Origin of the sequence: Agromyces flavus (assembly GCF_900104685.1) — a bacterium.
Lineage (GTDB): Bacteria > Actinomycetota > Actinomycetes > Actinomycetales > Microbacteriaceae > Agromyces > Agromyces flavus.
This window is the reverse complement of the sequence record NZ_LT629755.1, coordinates 265,235-281,741: the sequence shown is the minus strand read 5'-3', so window position 1 is coordinate 281,741 and position 16,507 is coordinate 265,235. Positions and strand designations below refer to the sequence as shown.

12 protein-coding genes are annotated in these 16,507 nt (G+C 70.0%); 3 read left to right on the top strand and 9 right to left on the bottom strand.

Features of this window, described 5'->3' with window-relative positions:
- Nucleotides 1–347 precede the first annotated feature (347 nt).
- From ddaH to BLT99_RS01385, 7 genes are all read right to left on the bottom strand, one after another.
- Complete coding sequence (ddaH, locus tag BLT99_RS18150; RefSeq protein ID WP_092675399.1) at nucleotides 348–1,607, bottom strand: dimethylargininase; 1,260 nt, start codon at nucleotides 1,605–1,607, stop codon at nucleotides 348–350.
- Between the two features lie 74 nt (nucleotides 1,608–1,681).
- Entirely contained in the window at nucleotides 1,682–2,779 is a 1,098-nt protein-coding gene (locus BLT99_RS01410; RefSeq protein ID WP_371874252.1) for a Glu/Leu/Phe/Val dehydrogenase family protein, read from the bottom strand.
- An 84-nt stretch (nucleotides 2,780–2,863) separates the two neighbouring features.
- Nucleotides 2,864–4,474: a bifunctional phosphoribosylaminoimidazolecarboxamide formyltransferase/IMP cyclohydrolase gene (purH, locus tag BLT99_RS01405; protein WP_092668674.1), complete on the bottom strand. Its 1,611-nt coding sequence runs from the start codon at nucleotides 4,472–4,474 to the stop codon at nucleotides 2,864–2,866.
- The gene (gene purN / locus BLT99_RS01400) at nucleotides 4,471–5,064 is read right to left on the bottom strand and encodes a phosphoribosylglycinamide formyltransferase (protein WP_092668672.1); all 594 of its coding nucleotides are present in this window, start codon (nucleotides 5,062–5,064) and stop codon (nucleotides 4,471–4,473) included. Before purN ends, purH begins: the two co-directional genes overlap by 4 nt.
- A gap of 74 nt (nucleotides 5,065–5,138) precedes the next feature.
- Nucleotides 5,139–6,491: a cell division protein PerM gene (locus BLT99_RS01395; protein ID WP_092668670.1), complete on the bottom strand. Its 1,353-nt coding sequence runs from the start codon at nucleotides 6,489–6,491 to the stop codon at nucleotides 5,139–5,141.
- Nucleotides 6,492–6,520: 29 nt separating this feature from the next.
- Complete coding sequence (locus tag BLT99_RS01390; protein ID WP_188434421.1) at nucleotides 6,521–8,008, bottom strand: hypothetical protein; 1,488 nt, start codon at nucleotides 8,006–8,008, stop codon at nucleotides 6,521–6,523.
- A 117-nt stretch (nucleotides 8,009–8,125) separates the two neighbouring features.
- Nucleotides 8,126–8,647 (bottom strand): hypothetical protein, encoded by a 522-nt coding sequence (locus BLT99_RS01385; RefSeq protein ID WP_092668668.1) that lies wholly within the window; start codon nucleotides 8,645–8,647, stop codon nucleotides 8,126–8,128.
- A gap of 261 nt (nucleotides 8,648–8,908) precedes the next feature.
- On the opposite strand from BLT99_RS01385, the gene BLT99_RS01380 reads away from it, so the two are divergent.
- Together BLT99_RS01380 and BLT99_RS01375 are read left to right on the top strand one after the other, a co-directional pair.
- Entirely contained in the window at nucleotides 8,909–11,674 is a 2,766-nt protein-coding gene (locus BLT99_RS01380) for a prealbumin-like fold domain-containing protein (protein WP_092668666.1), read from the top strand.
- A 314-nt stretch (nucleotides 11,675–11,988) separates the two neighbouring features.
- The gene (locus tag BLT99_RS01375) at nucleotides 11,989–13,356 is read left to right on the top strand and encodes a prealbumin-like fold domain-containing protein (RefSeq protein ID WP_092668664.1); all 1,368 of its coding nucleotides are present in this window, start codon (nucleotides 11,989–11,991) and stop codon (nucleotides 13,354–13,356) included.
- An 83-nt stretch (nucleotides 13,357–13,439) separates the two neighbouring features.
- Here BLT99_RS01375 and sucD read toward each other — a convergent pair whose 3' ends face one another.
- On the bottom strand, nucleotides 13,440–14,348 hold the full coding sequence (gene sucD, locus BLT99_RS01370; RefSeq protein WP_092668662.1) for a succinate--CoA ligase subunit alpha: 909 nt from the start codon (nucleotides 14,346–14,348) through the stop codon (nucleotides 13,440–13,442).
- A gap of 17 nt (nucleotides 14,349–14,365) precedes the next feature.
- Nucleotides 14,366–15,532, bottom strand: coding sequence for an ADP-forming succinate--CoA ligase subunit beta (gene sucC / locus BLT99_RS01365; RefSeq protein WP_092668660.1), 1,167 nt, complete (start codon nucleotides 15,530–15,532; stop codon nucleotides 14,366–14,368).
- A 247-nt stretch (nucleotides 15,533–15,779) separates the two neighbouring features.
- On the opposite strand from sucC, the gene BLT99_RS01360 reads away from it, so the two are divergent.
- Nucleotides 15,780–16,502 (top strand): VIT1/CCC1 transporter family protein, encoded by a 723-nt coding sequence (locus tag BLT99_RS01360; RefSeq protein ID WP_092668658.1) that lies wholly within the window; start codon nucleotides 15,780–15,782, stop codon nucleotides 16,500–16,502.
- Nucleotides 16,503–16,507: the final 5 nt, after the last annotated feature.

Below are 16,507 nucleotides of genomic sequence, written 5' to 3'. Positions count from 1 at the left end.
AAACGCGGGAGCTTGTACGATCGCGCACGAGCGAATGGTGCAGAGCCCGATGGACGTCTGCGGAGAGGTGCCGGCATCCCGCCGGCGGGACGATCTCGGCGGCTAAGCGGCGGAGACCGTGGCGGGGGCGACGTACGACGGGACGAACGGACCGAACGCCGCGACCGTGCGGGCGGGAATCTCGGTGGTCAGCATGTCGTCCTCCTGCGTCGTCGTGGTCGCGAACACCTCGGCCGACCGGATGGTTCCCCGGGAGGCCAGCCCTTCAGAGTACGGGGTCGGCAGAGTGGCGCGCAAGAGCGGATTGCGGCATCCGCTTCGCTCGGGGCCGCCGTCGAACCGCGGCGTCAGCGCACGCGGACGGACAGGCAGGTGACGCAGCCCTCGAGCTTCTCGAACTCGCTGATGTCGACCGTCACGACCCGGTAGCCGAGTCCGGAGAGCAGTTCGGCCGTCTGCGGCGCCGAGGCCGACATGAGCAGCGTCTCGTCGGAGAGCACGACGACCGCGACCCCCTCGATCTCGGGGACGGGCAGGAACCGCGTGAACAGGCTCGGCGTGTCGACGAGATCGGGGTGGCCGATGACGGTGCCGTCGGGCAGCGCGGTGACCGAGCTCTTGAGGTGCAGTGCCCGGGTCACGGGAACCGCCACGACGGTGTAGCCGCGGGGCACGAGGATGGCGCGGAGCTGGCGGATGCCCTCGGAGTTGGTGCGGCTCGACGCGCCGACGTAGACGGTGTCGCCGACCTTGAGCACGTCGCCGCCGTCGAGCGTTCCGGGGGCGGAGATGGACGCCACGGAGACGCCGGCCATGGCGCGCACCGCCCGCTCGACCGCCTCGACCTCTGCGCTGCGCGACTCGGCGCCGGGGTTCGCGACGACGGCGAGGTCGCCGAAGAACACGACCATGTCCTCGATGAACACCGAGTCGGGCAGGTCGGGCGCGGCGTCGACCTCGACGGTGTCCCACCCCTCGGCCACGAGCGCGGCGCAGTAGTCGTCCCACTGGGCGTCGGCCTTGGCCTGGTCGACCGGGCGGCGTTCGATGTGCGTGAGCTGCGCCTCGTCGAGGTTCGACGCGGGGATGCGGACCAGGGCGACGTGGCGCGTCACGCCGCGCTTCTGGCGGTGCAGCAGCACCGCCCGGCTCACGCGCGGCGCCAGGAACACCTCGGCCAGCACGGCCGCGATGATGAAGACGAGGTTGACGCCGACGAGGGTGGCGATCAGCAGCGAGAACACCTGCGCGGTGATGAGCACGCCGGAGGAGAGCACGTTCACGGTTCCCGCGAGGAGCGTCGCGAGCAGGGCCGACGTGACGCCGACGGGAAGCGCGAGGAACCACGCGCGCAGCGCGCCGGCGGCGTTGGCGACGCAGAGCAGCGCCCAGAGGACGACGGCCGCCAGCGCGAAGTACGGCAGCGCCGAGGCGAGGATGGCGGGGTTCTGCTCCCGCGCGATGAAGGTCGCGAGCACGCCGGCCCCGAACGCCACGAGCGCGACGACCGCCGCCGACGCGATCGCCGCCACCGTGCGCCGGGCCACGGACGCCTGTGCGTGGGTGCGATCGGGCAGGGCGGGAGGACGAGTCGCGGGGGGCGTCATGCGCATGAGCCTATCGGCCCGGACGCACCCGTCCGGACGGCGCCGGCGTCGGCCGGCACCGCCCGGAGGAACGGTCAGCGCGCGGCGGCCAGACGCGTCTGCGCGAGCCGCTCGGCGGCCTCGAGCGTCGTGACGCCCGCGGTGTCGGCGTCGCGGAGCACCGCCGCCACGACGTCGCCGATGCCCGCGATGCGGCGATCGAGCTCGTCCTGTCCGATGCCGGGCGCCGAGGCGAGGTCGAGGTAGACGACGCCGCCCGCGTTCACCACGAAGTCGGGCACCCAGACGATGCCGCGCTGGCGCAGCATGCGGGCCACGTCGCGCTCGGCGAGCTGGTTGTTCGCGGCGCCGACCACGGCGCGCACGCGCAGCTGCTCGACGACCTCAGGGGTGAGCACGCCGCCGAGGCCGCACGGCACGAAGACGTCGGCCTCGACGCGGTGCGCGTCGGCGGGCTCGACCCACTCGGCGCCGAGCTCGTCGGCCAGCGCGCGCTTCGCGGTCGCGACATCCGTCACGGTGAGGCGGGCGCCGCCGGCGGCGAGCGTGCGGGCGAGGCGACCGCCGACCTGGCCGAGGCCCGAGATCACGAAGTGGCGCCCGGAGACGTCGCGGGAGCCGAAGACGTGGTCGAGCGTGGCGAGGATGCCGGCGTGCACGCCGGCCGCTGTGGCGTCGGCGGGCTCGCCCACGCCGCCCTGCTCGGCGGGCAGGCCGCAGACGTGCTCGGTGCGCTCGTGCACGACCGACATGAGCTCGGCGCTCGTGCCGACGTCTTCAGCGGTCATGTAGGCGCCGCCGAGCGACTCGACGGCGTCGCCGAGGTCGAGCATCGCATCGTGGCGGCGCGCCTCGTCGAGCGTCTCGCCGGCCGGGATGCAGACGACGGACTTGCCGCCGCCGCGCGCGAGGCCGGCCGCGGCGTTCTTCAGGGTCATCGCCTGCGAGAGTCGGAGCGCGTCGGCGAGCGCGTCGGTCCAGTGCTCGTAGTGCCAGACGCGGGCACCGCCGAGGGCCTGGCCGAGTGCGGTGCTGTGCACGGCGACGATGATGGTGAGCCCGGAGCGCGGACCGCGCGTGATGAGCACGCGCTCGTGGTCGGGAGCGTCGACGGGCAGTGCGGCGTGGACTTCGTGGGCAGGGGTCGGGACGGGGGCGTCCATGATCGTCATCGATCGTTCTCCTTGTTCATCGCCTTGTGGGCGCGGCTGTGCAGGCGCTTCGTGGGCGCCCTCACCTCCAGCGTACCGCCGCGGCTAGTGGAAGAAGTGCCGCTCCCCGGTGAAGTACATGGTGACGCCGGCGGCCTTCGCCGCGGCGACCACTTCCTCGTCGCGCACCGAGCCGCCGGGCTGCACGACGGCCTTCAGGCCGGCGTCGAGCAGGATCTGCAGGCCGTCGGCGAAGGGGAAGAACGCGTCGGATGCCGCGACCGATCCGGCAGCGCGATCGCCGGCCCGCTCGACCGCGAGCTTGCACGAGTCGACGCGATTGACCTGGCCCATCCCGACGCCCACGGATGCGCCATCCGTCGCCAGGAGGATCGCGTTCGACTTGACGGCGCGGCACGCGCGCCAGGCGAACTCGAGGTCGGCGAGGGTCGCCTCGTCGGCCGGTTCGCCGGCCGCGAGGGTCCAGTCGGCGGCGGGCGCGAACGAGCGGTCGGCCTGCTGCATGAGGAGCCCGCCGGACACCTGGCGGATCTCGACGGCGGTCGGCGTGAACCCGTCGGGCAGGCGCAGCAGGCGCATGTTCTTCTTCTGGGTGAGCACCTCGATGGCGTCGGGCTCGAAGTCGGGCGCGACGAGCACCTCGGTGAAGATGCCGGCGACGGTCTCGGCCATCTCGCGCGTGACCGGGCGGTTCGCGGCGATCACGCCGCCGAACGCCGAGACGGGGTCGCACTCGTGCGCGCGACGGTGCGCGTCGGCGATCGGGTCGGCGGCGCCGGCTGAGGCGACGGCGATGCCGCACGGGTTGGCGTGCTTGATGATCGCGACGGCCGGCGCATCGAAGTCGTATGCGGCCCGCACCGCGGCATCCGCGTCGACGTAGTTGTTGTACGACATCTCCTTGCCGTGCAGCTGCTCGGCCTGCGCGATGCCGGGGCGCCCGCCGACCGAGGAGTAGCGCGCCGCCTTCTGGTGCGAGTTCTCGCCGTAGCGGAGGTCGGCGTCGCGGGTCCACGCGCCGCCGACCCAGCTCGGGAACGGCGACACCTCGACGGCCTGGTCGGGAGCCACCACGTTGCCGATCCAGGACGCGACGGCGATGTCGTACGTGGCCGTGTGGCGGAACGCCTCGCGCGCGAGGTCGCGACGCTGCGCGAGCGTGGTGCCACCCGCGCGCACGGCCGAGACGATCTCGTCGTAGCGGTCGGGCGAGACGACGACGGCCACGTTGGCGTGGTTCTTCGCCGAGGCGCGCACCATGGCGGGCCCGCCGATGTCGATCTGCTCGACGACCTGGTCGGGTGCGGCACCCGACGCGACCGTCTCGACGAACGGGTAGAGGTTCACGACGACGAGCTCGAACGGCTTGATCGCGAGCCCGGCGAGCTCGCGCTCGTGGTGCTCGAGCCGCAGGTCGGCGAGCAGGCCCGAGTGGACGCCGGGGTGCAGCGTGCGGACGCGGCCATCGAGGTGCTCGGGGTAGCCGGTGACGTCGGCGACCTGCGTGACGGGCAGGCCCGCATCGGCGATCGCCTTCGAGGTGCCGCCGGTGGAGACGATCTCGACGCCGGTCTCGACCAGTGCGGACGCGAGCTCGACGAGCCCGGTCTTGTCGCTCACGGCGATGAGCGCCCGCCGCACGGGGACCACGTCGCGGTCGCGGTAGAGGCTCGGGTCGATGCCGGGGCCGCTCATGATCGGCTCAGCTCCTTCAGGTCGAGGTGGGAGTTGGCGATGTCGAGCACGGCCTGGATCAGCAGGCGTCGCTCGACGGGCTTGATGCGATCGTGGAGGGTGGTCTCGGTGTCACCGGGCAGCACGGGGATCCGCTCCTGCGCGATGATCGGGCCGCCGTCGACGGAGTTGTCGACCACGATGAGGCTCGCGCCGGTCTCGGTGACGCCGGCGGCGAGCGCGTCGCGCACGCCGTGCGCACCCGGGAACTCGGGGAGGTACGCGGGGTGCGTGTTGATGAGGTGCGGACTGAACGCGTCGACCATGGCCGGCGGCACGAGCCGCATGAGCCCCGACAGGATGACGAGGTCGGGCTCCCACCGGCGCACCTGCTCGATGAGCGCCTCGCCCCACGCCTCGCGCGAGTCGTAGGCCGTGAACGGCACGGTGAAGGACGGGATACCGAACTGCTCGCCGAGCGCCAGGCCCTCCGCCTCGCGGTCGGCGCCGATGGCGACGACCCGCGCAGGGAACTCGGCGTCCTCCGACGCCTCGAGCAGCGCGCGGAGGTTCGATCCCGTGCCCGAGATGAGCACGACGAGCTTCAGCACCCTACGAGGGTACCCGCCGCGCGGTCGAGCGGATGACACGGGATCGGCCGCTCATGCGAGCGCGAGCGGGTGCGTCAACGGCTTGGGCCGCCGCCGCGCGAGATTCCCTCGAGCGGCACGGTGTCCGCCGACATGGCGCCGGACGCCCGCTCGGTTCGACGCTCCGCGTCATCCGGATCGGACCGCAGCGGCGATCCGCCGGCCTCGGCCGCGCCGTGCCGCGAGCGCGACCGCGCCGCGAAGGCGCCGGCGATCGCCCCGACGCCGACGCTCGCCGCCGCCGACGCGGCCACGAGGAGGGCATCCGGTCCGACCTCGGCGAGCCGCCCCGGCCCGACGGCGCCAGCCGAGCACGCCGCGAGGACCCCGAGGACGGCACCCGCGACCCCGCCGGATGCCAGCCCGACGGCCAAGGTCACCCACCACGGCTCCCCGTCGCGATCGGGGGCCGATCGCGCGACGAGGGCGGCGCCGCCGAATCCGAGCAGCACGGGCAGCGCAAGCCAGAGCACGCCGAGCGGTGCGCCCTCGGCCGGCAGCGCACCGAGCAGCGGCAGGCCGGGCACGGGGCCGATGAGCGTGACGCTCGGCGACACGGTGGTGCCGGCGCCGAGCGCGAATCCCGGACCCAGGATCCAGGCCGCCGCCCAGATGATGAGGTTCGGCAGCAGCGCGAGCTCGGCGAGCACGATCGCGATGCCGCCGTCGACGCCGGCGGCCAGTGCCTGCGACAGCCCGATGATGGTGGGGTGCTCGACCACGATCCGCACGGTCACGAGCACGGCCGCGACGGCGATCACGCCCATCGCCGAGCCGACGCCGATGCGGGTGGCGGAACGGACGCCCGCGCGGGCGGCCAGCGGGAAGGCATCGACCCGCCGGCGGACGGCGCCGGTCGTGGCATCCGTCGACCAGCCGCCGCGCGTGAAGGCGATCGCGATGCCGATCAGGACCCCCGCGGCCATGACGAGCGCGGGCATCACGGCGCCCTGCCAGACGACGGGCGTCGCGACATCCGTGGTGCCCAGGAGCGCCAGTCCCGCACCCAGCAGGCCGACGACCACGATCGCCGATGCCGCGCCGACGATCGGCGTTCCGCTGTCGGACGCGCGGCGGCCGATGCGGAGCCCGAAAGCGAAAGTGAGGAGGGAGAAGCCGAGCAGCGCGATGGTGATCGTGAACGGCGCAGCGGCGCCGTCGACCCCGAGGGATGCCGCAGTGAGCTCGTCGAGCCGCACGACCAGGTCGACGCCGTGGCCGACCAGCCAGGCGTCGGCGGCCGCGCGGAAGAACACGTCCAGGGGTGCGGCGAGTTCGAACCGCGTCGCCCAGAGCACCATGAGCGGCACGAGCGCGATGCCGTAGCCGACGAGCGTGCAGACGGCCGCCTCGAGCGCAGCCAGCAGGGCGATCGTCGTGCGTCTCATCCCACACGACTGTACGCGCCGCGCGGTGATCAGCCGGCAGGACGTGCGGTGTCGATGCGATGGAGCGCGTCGTCGACCTCGTCGGTGGTCGCCCCGGTCTCCGCCGTCGCGGTGCCCGCTGGGACGACCTCGTCGGCCGCGCCGTCACCGTCGACCGCAGCCGGCACGCCGGAGTCGGCCGGGGGCCGGCTGAGCAGCTCGACGAGGAGCACCGCCACGAGGGCGAGTACGACCGTCCAGACCACCGTCGACACCTCGAGCGGACGGTTGGCGATGAGGACGAGGGCTGCGATGACCGCGATCGCCGCGAAGATCGCCACGCGGTACTGGTGCAGCGCCTCGCCGAACCGGCCCGTGGTGATGCCGTGCGCCTCCGCGCTGCTCCGCACGGCTCCGAAGCCGTCGTCGGCGAACGACCGGACCGCACGCGCCGGCCGCCACGGACTCGACAGCCACGCGATGAGTGCGACTGCGATCGCCAGTACGGTCAGCGCGGCGATCGACGAGATCATGAGCTCGACGAGCTGGTCCCAGATCGACCTCGCGGTCGCCGCCGGCATGATCGACGGGCTCACCGTACTGACGAAGAAGAGCCGCCCGGTGCCGAAGCCGGCGAGTGTGATCAGCATCGTGAGCGCGAGGCCGCCCGCGGTCCACACCAACGCCGCGCTGCGCCGCTTCGCGACCAGGACACCCGCGACGAGCAGCAGCAGCACGATGAACGGCAGCCACGTGCCGACCGCGACGGCGAGCGTGTAGACCGTCTGGAGCAGCACGAGCGAGTCGGCCTGCGCGATCACGATGCTCTTGTCGATGGCCGGGATGGCGGAGGCGAACCCGAGGCCACGCTCCTGGAGCCGCTCCTTGACGCGCTCGATGATGGGGCCGAGCTGTATGCTCAGGGCGCCGGAATCGCTGATCGCGAGTGCGGCGTCGGGGTCGCCCTGGATGGCGGCGACGAACTGCCGGTGACTCGCGGTGAGCGCCGTCCGCCAGATCTCCTCGAAGGCGTCCGACGTCACGATCCGGTCGACGACGTTGCCGACGAGGGTCTCGAGGCCCTGCGCGGCCGGCGCCTCGAGCAGGCCCAGCGCATCCTCGGCGCGTGGCGGCAGGTCCAGGCTGCGGATGCCGTCGAACACGTCCTTCGTGAGGCCGGGGATGTCCACGCGCTCCTCGATGGCATCCGTCACCTGGGCGGAGATGAGCGCCTGGACGTCGGGATCCTCCGCGAGCGGGGCGAAGGTCGCGACGAACCGGTCGGTGTCGACGAGCTGCAGTCGCGCCCACGCGCTCACGACAGCGACGGGAGCGAGCAGCAGGCCGATGATGACGAGCGCGACGGCCGCGATCGTGCGGCCGCGACGGCGCCGGGGGCGCGGTGCGGCGGCGGATGTCGCGGGGCCGGCGGTCGCGCCATCCGTCGCACCGGTCGCCTCGCGAAGCGTCGCGTTCTCGGCCTCGAGCGCGGCGATGCGTGCGCGCAGGTCGAGCTCGGAGCTGGTCGGATCGGACATGGCGCACTCCTCCGGTCGTCGGACGCATCCGCGGCTGACGCTAGCGGCGCCCCGGGAACTGCGGCGGGGACGATGGTCCCATGGCGTCGCGGCGGGGCTTCGCGAGGCGCGCGTGGGTCAGTGCACGAACGCCTTGAGCAGGATCATCGCGACGCCGAAGCCGGCCGTCGCGAGTGCGCCCACGACCTGCATCAGCACGCTCGCGCCGCGGCGCCGGAACGCGATGAAGCCGAGTACGGCGAGGACGCCCACGCAGACCCACAGCGCGGTCCAGAGCGCCACGGAGTCGGGGACGGCCCGCGTCGCCCCGAGCAGCAGGATGAACGACGGGATCAGCGCGGCGGTGAGCATTCCGAGCGACCGCCGAAAGGCGTGACGGAACGCCTCGCCGAGGCCGACCATCCGGTGATCGTCCATGCCATGCGCCGCGACCGTGCCGGCGTACAGGTGCGCCGCCCAGAACACGAGGACGGTCGTCGTCACGGTCCAGAAGGTCGACCACGAGCTGTCGCCGTGGGCGCCGGCGACGACGATCATGCCCGAGACCAGGATGACGCCGTACACGGACTCCTCGGTGACGAAGCTCGCACGGAGGACGTGGCTCGCACTCCGTCGCTCGGTCCGCGTGGGCTCGGTCATGGCTTCATGCTGCCACGCGTCGGAGGTGGACGTGCCCCTATCTGGGGTGATGAGCTTCGCTCAGTTGGTCTATCGGCGGCGCACCGCTCCGGGGTAACGTTCGGACCGGCGTGAGACCCACTACGGCGCGATGCACGGCCGGAGACGTCCTTACCCCCGTCCCCGGACGCGCCGACGACGGACACCCGAGTCCGCCACGTCGCCCGCAGAGGACCGTTCGGCCCGCCCGGACCGGACGAAACTGCGAACCGGGAGGCGAAGATGCCCCTGACAACCCGACCCCCTGCCCGAACGCCCGAGGAACGCGCATCGTTCAGACGGCGATGTCTGCGGATCGCCGCGGCAGCCGGCTTCATCGGCCTCACCGCGACGGCCCTCGTCGCAGCGCCCGCGCAGGCGACCCATCCCGAGGTGAGCCTCACCGGCAGCAACTTCGAGATCGACACCAACGCGAACCTCGTTCGCAACGATCCGGCTCCGTCCGAGGACTGGGCCTCGATTCCCAACGATCTTCCTGATGTCACCACTGACGACGACAACCCTGAGAAGCGCAAGTTCGACCTGCCGTCCGGCGCTGGCGACAACTCGTTCACTCAGGGTTCCAAGGAAGACACGCCGGTCCCGCAGCCCGAGTTCGGCAGCATTCCGCCGAACAAGAGCGACCTGAGGACATTCGGCACCTACCTGGAGACCGTGGATGTCGACCCGGATCCCGACGTGGAGGAACTCAAGGACTTCCTGCACATGTTCTGGCATCGCGTCCAGGACCCGTCCGGTACGACGAACATGGACTTCGAGTTCAACCAGTCCGACGTGCTGTCGTCGAACGGCGTGACCCCTGTACGTACCGCCGGCGACCTCCTCATCCAGTACGACCTCGCCAACGGTGGGACGAACCCGCAGCTGTTCCTCTCCCGCTGGGTCGAGACCGGAAACAAGTCCCTATGCGAGGCGGCCAACGCCACTCCGTGCTGGGGCGACCGGGTGAACCTGTCCGGTCTCGGTGACGCGACCGGATCGATCAACACCACGGCGATCACCGCCGCCAACGCCGACGGGCTCGGCGCCATCTCGCCCCGTACCTTCGGTGAGGCCTCGGTCGACTTCTCGGCCATCGTCGGCGACGGCGGATGCGTGTCATTCGGCAGCGCCTACCTGAAGAGCCGCTCGTCCGACTCCTTCACGGCGGCGATGAAGGACTTCATCGCTCCACTGGACACCGACATCGACACGTGTGCGAAGGTCGTCATCCGCAAGGTGACGGACCCCAGCCCCGATCCGTCGGAATCGTCGTTCGCCTTCGAGACGAGCAACTTCTCGACGCCCGACGGCGACAACCCGACCTTCAGCCTGAAGGACACGGAGAGCCAGCAATACGACGAGGTCTTCCTCGGCACTGGCCTGACGGTGACCGAGGATCTCAGTCAGCTACCCGCAGGCTGGAAGCTCGACAGCATCGACTGCGGTGACAGCGAGGGCGTCGACCCGGTGGTGAACGTCGAAACCGGAACCATCACGTTCGATCTCGACGACAACAGCGATTTTGTCGACTGCACGTATTACAACGAGACCGGTGGCACGGTGATCGTGCACAAGGTCACAGATCCGACGACCGACCCCGAGGACTTCCAGTTCGGATTCACGAAGGCGTTCACGACGCTCGCCGCCTCGGACCCGACGTTCACGCTCGGAGACGGCCAGTCGATCCAGTTCGATGATGTCCTTCTCGGCGACGACCTCACCATCACGGAGGACGACCTGCCACCAGGCTGGGCGCTCGAAGACATCAACTGTGATGCGAGCACCGACGACGTCGAATTCGTCATCGACGAGACGACCGGAACGGTCACCTTCGACATCGAGGATGCCAGCGACACCCTTGAATGCACGTATGGCAACCAGACGGGCGGTCAGGTGATCATCCACAAGGTGACGCAACCGAGTGGCGACACCGTGACCTCGTTCGACTACTCGACCGCGTTCTCTACGCTGGAGGGCGAAGTCAATCCGACGTTCGTGCTGAAGGACGGCGAAACGAAGTCGTACTCCAACGTGCTGTTCGGCACAGGGCTCACGGTCACGGAAGACGCGTTGCCTGCGGGCTGGGAGCTGGTCGACGTCGACTGCGACGCGAGCTCGGAGGGAGTGGTCACGGACATCACTGATGCCGTCGTGACGTTCGACATCGATGACGCCGATGACACTCTCGAGTGCACCTACACCAACCGTGCGTCCGGCTCGATCACCGTCGAGAAGATCACCGACAGCGGCACCGGGTCGTTCGAGTTCACCTCGGGCACCCTCTCGCCATCGCCGTTCACGCTGGAGACCATCACTGCCGGTGCAGCGGTCTCGAGGACGTTCTCGGATCTCGACCCCGGCAGCTACGACGTGGCCGAGACGGTTCCGGACAGCTGGAACCTCGTGAGCGCGACGTGTGACGACGGTTCCGACCCGGCCGCCATCGCCCTCAGCGCCGGCGAGGCGATCACGTGCACGTTCCACAACGAGCGCGAGGTCGGTGCGATCGAGATTACGAAGCTCCGCAAGCACGCGGCCGACGGCCTGGGTGAGAACCACCCGCACGAGGGCGTCGAATTCGTGATCACCGGCGGTGAGCTGCCGGATGCGGGCGTCACCGTGACGACCGATGAGAACGGCGTCGCATGTGCCACCGGCCTGCTGGTGAGCGCGTTCGCTGATCTGTACACGATCACCGAGACGGTGCCTGAGGGCTATGCCGAGGTGGGCACGCAGACTGCGAATGTCACGGAAGCGGCCGATTGCGAGAACGCGAACGCGGGTGCGGTGAAGGAGTTCATCAACACGCCGCTGACGAAGATCACCGTGAGCGTCGACTCCCTCGTCGAGGGCGGCACGTTCTCGAGCATCGACTGCTATGTCACCGGTGACCCTGATGGAGTGATCGAGAAGGACGGCATCACCGACCAGGTGGATGACATCAGCCTCGACCTCAATGATCTCGAGCCGGGCAACATCACGTGCGACTTCGTGATCGACCCGTGATCGAAAGGAACTGATCCACAGCAAGGAAGCGGAGGTCCCGCCGGCGCCAGCCGGCGGGGCCTCCCGCATGCGACGACATCCGCATGTGTCACCCGATCTGGGGACATGAGTAATTCTCATTGACAGTTTCGGCGTTCCGAAGACGGGAGTAACGTTCGGACCGGCGTGAGACCCACTACGGCGCGATGCACGCCCGGAGACGTCCTTACCCCCGTCCCGGACGCGCCGTCGACGGACACCCGAGTCCGCCCACCGCCCGCAGCGGAACGTCCGGCCCGCCCGGACCGGATGAAACTGCGAACCCGGAGGCGAAGATGCCCCACACCACAACTCGCACGCCCGAGGAGCGGATCGCGTTCCGCAAGCGATGTCTACGCGCCGCCGCAGCCGTCGGCTTCACCGCGATCGTGGGCTCGGCCCTGATCGGCGGACCCGCATTCGCGAGCCATGGCCTCGTCAGCCTGGCCGGCAGCAACTTCGAAATCGACGCCGACGCAAACCTCAAGGTCGACCACACGGCACCGCCGTCGCTCGACTGGGCGAATGTCAGCGAGGTCCGTCAGGCCGACAAGGACTCTGGCGCCGGCGACGACTCTTTCGGCCAGGGCTCGAAGGAGGACACCCCCGTTCCGACGGTCGTCGATGGAAGCATCCCGCCGAACAAGAGCGACCTCAAGAATTTCGGGCTCTACCTCGAGGAGACGACGGGCGACGACTTCCTGCACCTGTTCTGGCACCGCGTCCAGGACCCGACGGGCACGACGAATATGGACTTCGAGTTCAACAAGTCGAAGACCCTCACGTCCAACGGCGTGACGCCGGTCCGCTCCGAAGGCGACCTGCTGATCCAGTACGACCTGACCAGCGGTGGAACGCATCCCGAGCTGTTCCTCTCGGAGTGGGTGACTGAGGGCTCAGCGAGCCAGTGCGAGGCGGCGAACAAGGTCCCATGCTGGGGTGATCGAGTGAACCTCACCACGTCCGGACTGGCGACCGGATCGATCAACACCAGCCCGATCCTGGCAGGCGAGGCCGACGGGCTCGGCGCGATCTCGGCGCGGACGTTCGGCGAAGCGACGGTCAACTTCTCGGCCATCGCCGGCGACGACTGCGTCGCGTTCGGCAGCGCCTACCTGAAGAGCCGGTCGTCCGACTCGTTCACTGCGGCGATGAAGGACTTCATCGCTCCGACGCCGACGAACATCAACAACTGTGGTGCCCTGGTGATCTCCAAGACGGCGAAGCACGCCGCATCCGGCCCGGGTGACCACCCGCAGCAGGGCGTGAACTTCACCGTCAGCAGCACGCTGCTGACCGAGGATCTCACCGGCACGACCGACGCAGATGGCCTCATCTGCTTCGAAGGACTCGACGCGGGCAGCTACACCGTCACTGAGTCCATCCCTGATGGGTACGTCTCAACCGACTCCGAGCAGACCGCCACGGTCATCGCGGACACCGATTGCGACACCGCAGATCCAGTCGAGTTCTCGAACACGCCGTTGACCGACGTCACGGTCAGCGTCGACTCGCAGGTAGATGGTGGCACGTTCTCGAGCATCTCGTGTGACGTCGACGGCTCCGACACGGTGTCGCTCGCGGACAAGCTCGACGACCCGTTCGTGACGATCCCGGATCTCGAGCCGAGGACCGTGGTCTGCACCATCGTGATCGACCCGTGATCCCAAGAGGAGGAATCACTTCTTGAAACCGAAGGGCCCCACCGGCGATCGCCGGGCGGGGCCCTTCCCTGAGCCGTGGCGCGCTACGCGCTGAGCCCCTCATACACCTCGCGCAGCAGGCGCGCCGTCTCGGACGGCGTCTTGCCGACCTTCACGCCGGCGGCCTCGAGGGCCTCCTTCTTCGCCTGCGCGGTGCCGGCTGAGCCTGACACGATGGCGCCGGCGTGGCCCATGGTCTTGCCCTCGGGCGCGGTGAAGCCGGCGACGTAGCCGACGACCGGCTTCGTCACGTTGGCCTTGATGAAGTCGGCAGCCCGCTCCTCGGCGTCGCCGCCGATCTCGCCGATCATCACGATCGCCTTGGTCTCGGGGTCGGCCTCGAACGCCTCGAGGGCGTCGATGTGCGTGGTGCCGATGATGGGGTCGCCGCCGATGCCGATCGCGGTCGAGAAGCCGAGGTCGCGCAGCTCGTACATCATCTGGTACGTGAGCGTGCCCGACTTCGAGACGAGGCCGATGGGGCCCTTGCCGGTGATGTTGGCCGGGGTGATGCCGACGAGCGACTCTCCGGGGCTGATGATGCCGGGGCAGTTCGGGCCGATGATGCGCGTCTTGCCGCCCTGCTCCTTGGCGTACGCCCAGAACTCGGCCGAGTCCTGCACGGGCACGCCCTCGGTGATGATGACCAGCAGCGGGATCTCGGCGTCGATGGCCTCGACCACGGCGTCCTTCGTGAAGGCCGGCGGCACGAACGCGATCGAGACATCCGCACCGGTCGCCTCGATGGCCTCGGTGACCGACGCGAATACGGGCAGCTCGACGTCGTTGCCGTCCTTGTCCTTGTGCAGCACGGTCGTGCCGGCCTTGCGGGCGTTCACGCCGCCGACCACCTGGGTGCCCGCCGCGAGCATGCGGGCGGTGTGCTTCGAGCCCTCGCCGCCGGTGATGCCCTGGACGATGACCTTGTTGTCCTTGTTCAGGAAGATCGTCATTGCTCTCGAATCCTTCTCTACGCGGCGTTCGCCAGCTCGGCGGCCTTGTCGGCGCCCTGGTCCATGTTCTCGGCGAGGGTGACGAGCGGGTGCGCGGCCTCCTCGAGGATGCGACGGCCCTCCGCCACGTTGTTGCCGTCGAGGCGCACGACGAGCGGCTTGTCGGCGGTGTGGCCGAGCTCGGCGAGCGCGCCGACGATGCCCTTCGCGACCTGGTCGCACGCGGTGATGCCGCCGAAGACGTTCACGAACACGGCCTTGACCTGCGGGTCGCCGAGGATGATCGAGAGGCCGTTGGCCATGACCTCGGCCGACGCGCCGCCGCCGATGTCGAGGAAGTTGGCGGGCTTCACGCCGCCGTGGTTCTCACCGGCGTACGCGACGACATCGAGCGTCGACATGACCAGGCCCGCGCCGTTGCCGATGATGCCGACCTCGCCGTCGAGCTTGACGTAGTTGAGGTCGAGCTCCTTGGCCTTCGCCTCGAGCGGGTCGGTCGCGGCCTTGTCCTCGAGGAGGGCGTGGCCCGCGTGGCGGAACTCGGCGTTCTCGTCGAGCGTGACCTTGCCGTCGAGGGCGATGATCTCGCCGTCCTCCGACAGGATGAGCGGGTTGACCTCGACGAGCGTGGCGTCCTCCGAGGTGTACACGTCGTAGAGCTTCACGAAGACGTCGGCGACCTTGTCGACGAGCTCGGCCGGGAAGTTCGCGGCCTCTGCGATCTCCCGAGCCTTGTCGGGCGTGATGCCGGTGCCGGGGTCGACGTCGATGCGCGCGAGCGCCTCGGGCTTCTCGACGGCGAGCTGCTCGATCTCCATGCCGCCCTCGACGCTCGTGAGCGTGAGGTACGAGCGGTTGGCGCGGTCGAGCAGCACCGAGAAGTAGAACTCCTGCGCGATGCGGGCGCCGCCGGCGACCATCACGCGCTTGACGACGTGGCCCTTGATGTCGAGACCCAGGATGTCGCGGGCTGCGGCCTCGGCCTCATCGGGCGTCTTCGCGACCTTGACGCCGCCGGCCTTGCCGCGGCCTCCGGTCTTGACCTGGGCCTTCACCACGACGACCCCGCCGAGCTGCTCGGACGCGGCGCGCACCGCCTCGGGGGTGTCGGCGACGATGCCCGGGAGCACCGGCACTCCGTACTTCTCGAAGAGGTCTCTCGCCTGGTACTCGTAAAGATCCACGCTCTGCTTCCAATCGTTCCGCGCGCCCGCGCGCAGGGATGGGTGGGATGGGAGGCCCGGCTGTGAGAGTCTCGACGTCAAGATACCTCGATATCGAGATAAGTCGAACCGCGACCATGGTACCCCGCCGCCGACGCGGCCTCGAACCGGCGGCGGCCCGCGGCACCTGGCGGACCGAGGCGCGGGGCTCGCGCAGGTGAGCCTCACCATGCTGGCGAGGCTCGCGATCGAGTGCGAGACTGCCCGAATGACGGATGCCACGGCCGAGCCGGTCCACCGCGTCGATCCGCACGACGGCAAGGTCCACGAGAAGCTCAACTGGTTGCGCGCCGGAGTGCTCGGAGCGAACGACGGCATCGTGTCGGTCGCTGCGCTCGTGGTCGGCGTCGCGGCCGCGACGACGGATGTCGGAGCCATCCTGATCGCCGGCGCCGCGTCGGTCGCGGCCGGCGCCATCTCGATGGGCCTCGGCGAGTACGTGTCGGTGTCGAGCCAGCGCGACACCGAGCACGCGCTCATCGCGAAGGAGAAGGCCGAGCTCGAGACGATGCCGCAGCAGGAACTCGAGGAGCTCGTCGAGATCTATCGCGGCAAGGGCCTCTCGGTCGAGACGGCGGAACGCGTCGCGGAAGAGCTCACCGCGCACGATGCCCTCGCCGCACACCTCGAGGCCGAGCTCCACATCTCCCAGGAGGACGTGGTCAACCCGTGGCACGCGGCGTGGGCGTCGGCGGCGGCCTTCCTGATCGGCGCGATCCTGCCGATGCTCGCGATCCTCCTCCCGCCTCCCGAGTGGCGCATCGTCACCACGTTCGTGGCCGTCATCATCGCGCTGGCGATCACCGGCTGGCTGTCGGCCTGGATCGGCGGCGCCCCGCGCGTGCGAGCGATCACTCGAGTGGTGGTGGGAGGCGCGCTCGCCCTCGCGGTCACGTGGGCGATCGGCGCACTGCTCGGCGGCGCGATCTAGCGAGT

Coding starts and splice junctions, on each gene's coding strand:
- ddaH (WP_092675399.1), bottom strand. CDS start 1,607: ATGACGCCCCCCGCGACTCGTCCTCCCGCCCTGCCCGATCGCACCCAC.
- BLT99_RS01410 (WP_371874252.1), bottom strand. CDS start 2,779: ATGACGATCATGGACGCCCCCGTCCCGACCCCTGCCCACGAAGTCCAC.
- purH (WP_092668674.1), bottom strand. CDS start 4,474: ATGAGCGGCCCCGGCATCGACCCGAGCCTCTACCGCGACCGCGACGTG.
- BLT99_RS01395 (WP_092668670.1), bottom strand. CDS start 6,491: ATGAGACGCACGACGATCGCCCTGCTGGCTGCGCTCGAGGCGGCCGTC.
- BLT99_RS01390 (WP_188434421.1), bottom strand. CDS start 8,008: ATGTCCGATCCGACCAGCTCCGAGCTCGACCTGCGCGCACGCATCGCC.
- BLT99_RS01385 (WP_092668668.1), bottom strand. CDS start 8,647: ATGACCGAGCCCACGCGGACCGAGCGACGGAGTGCGAGCCACGTCCTC.
- BLT99_RS01380 (WP_092668666.1), top strand. CDS start 8,909: ATGCCCCTGACAACCCGACCCCCTGCCCGAACGCCCGAGGAACGCGCA.
- BLT99_RS01375 (WP_092668664.1), top strand. CDS start 11,989: ATGCCCCACACCACAACTCGCACGCCCGAGGAGCGGATCGCGTTCCGC.
- sucD (WP_092668662.1), bottom strand. CDS start 14,348: ATGACGATCTTCCTGAACAAGGACAACAAGGTCATCGTCCAGGGCATC.
- BLT99_RS01360 (WP_092668658.1), top strand. CDS start 15,780: ATGACGGATGCCACGGCCGAGCCGGTCCACCGCGTCGATCCGCACGAC.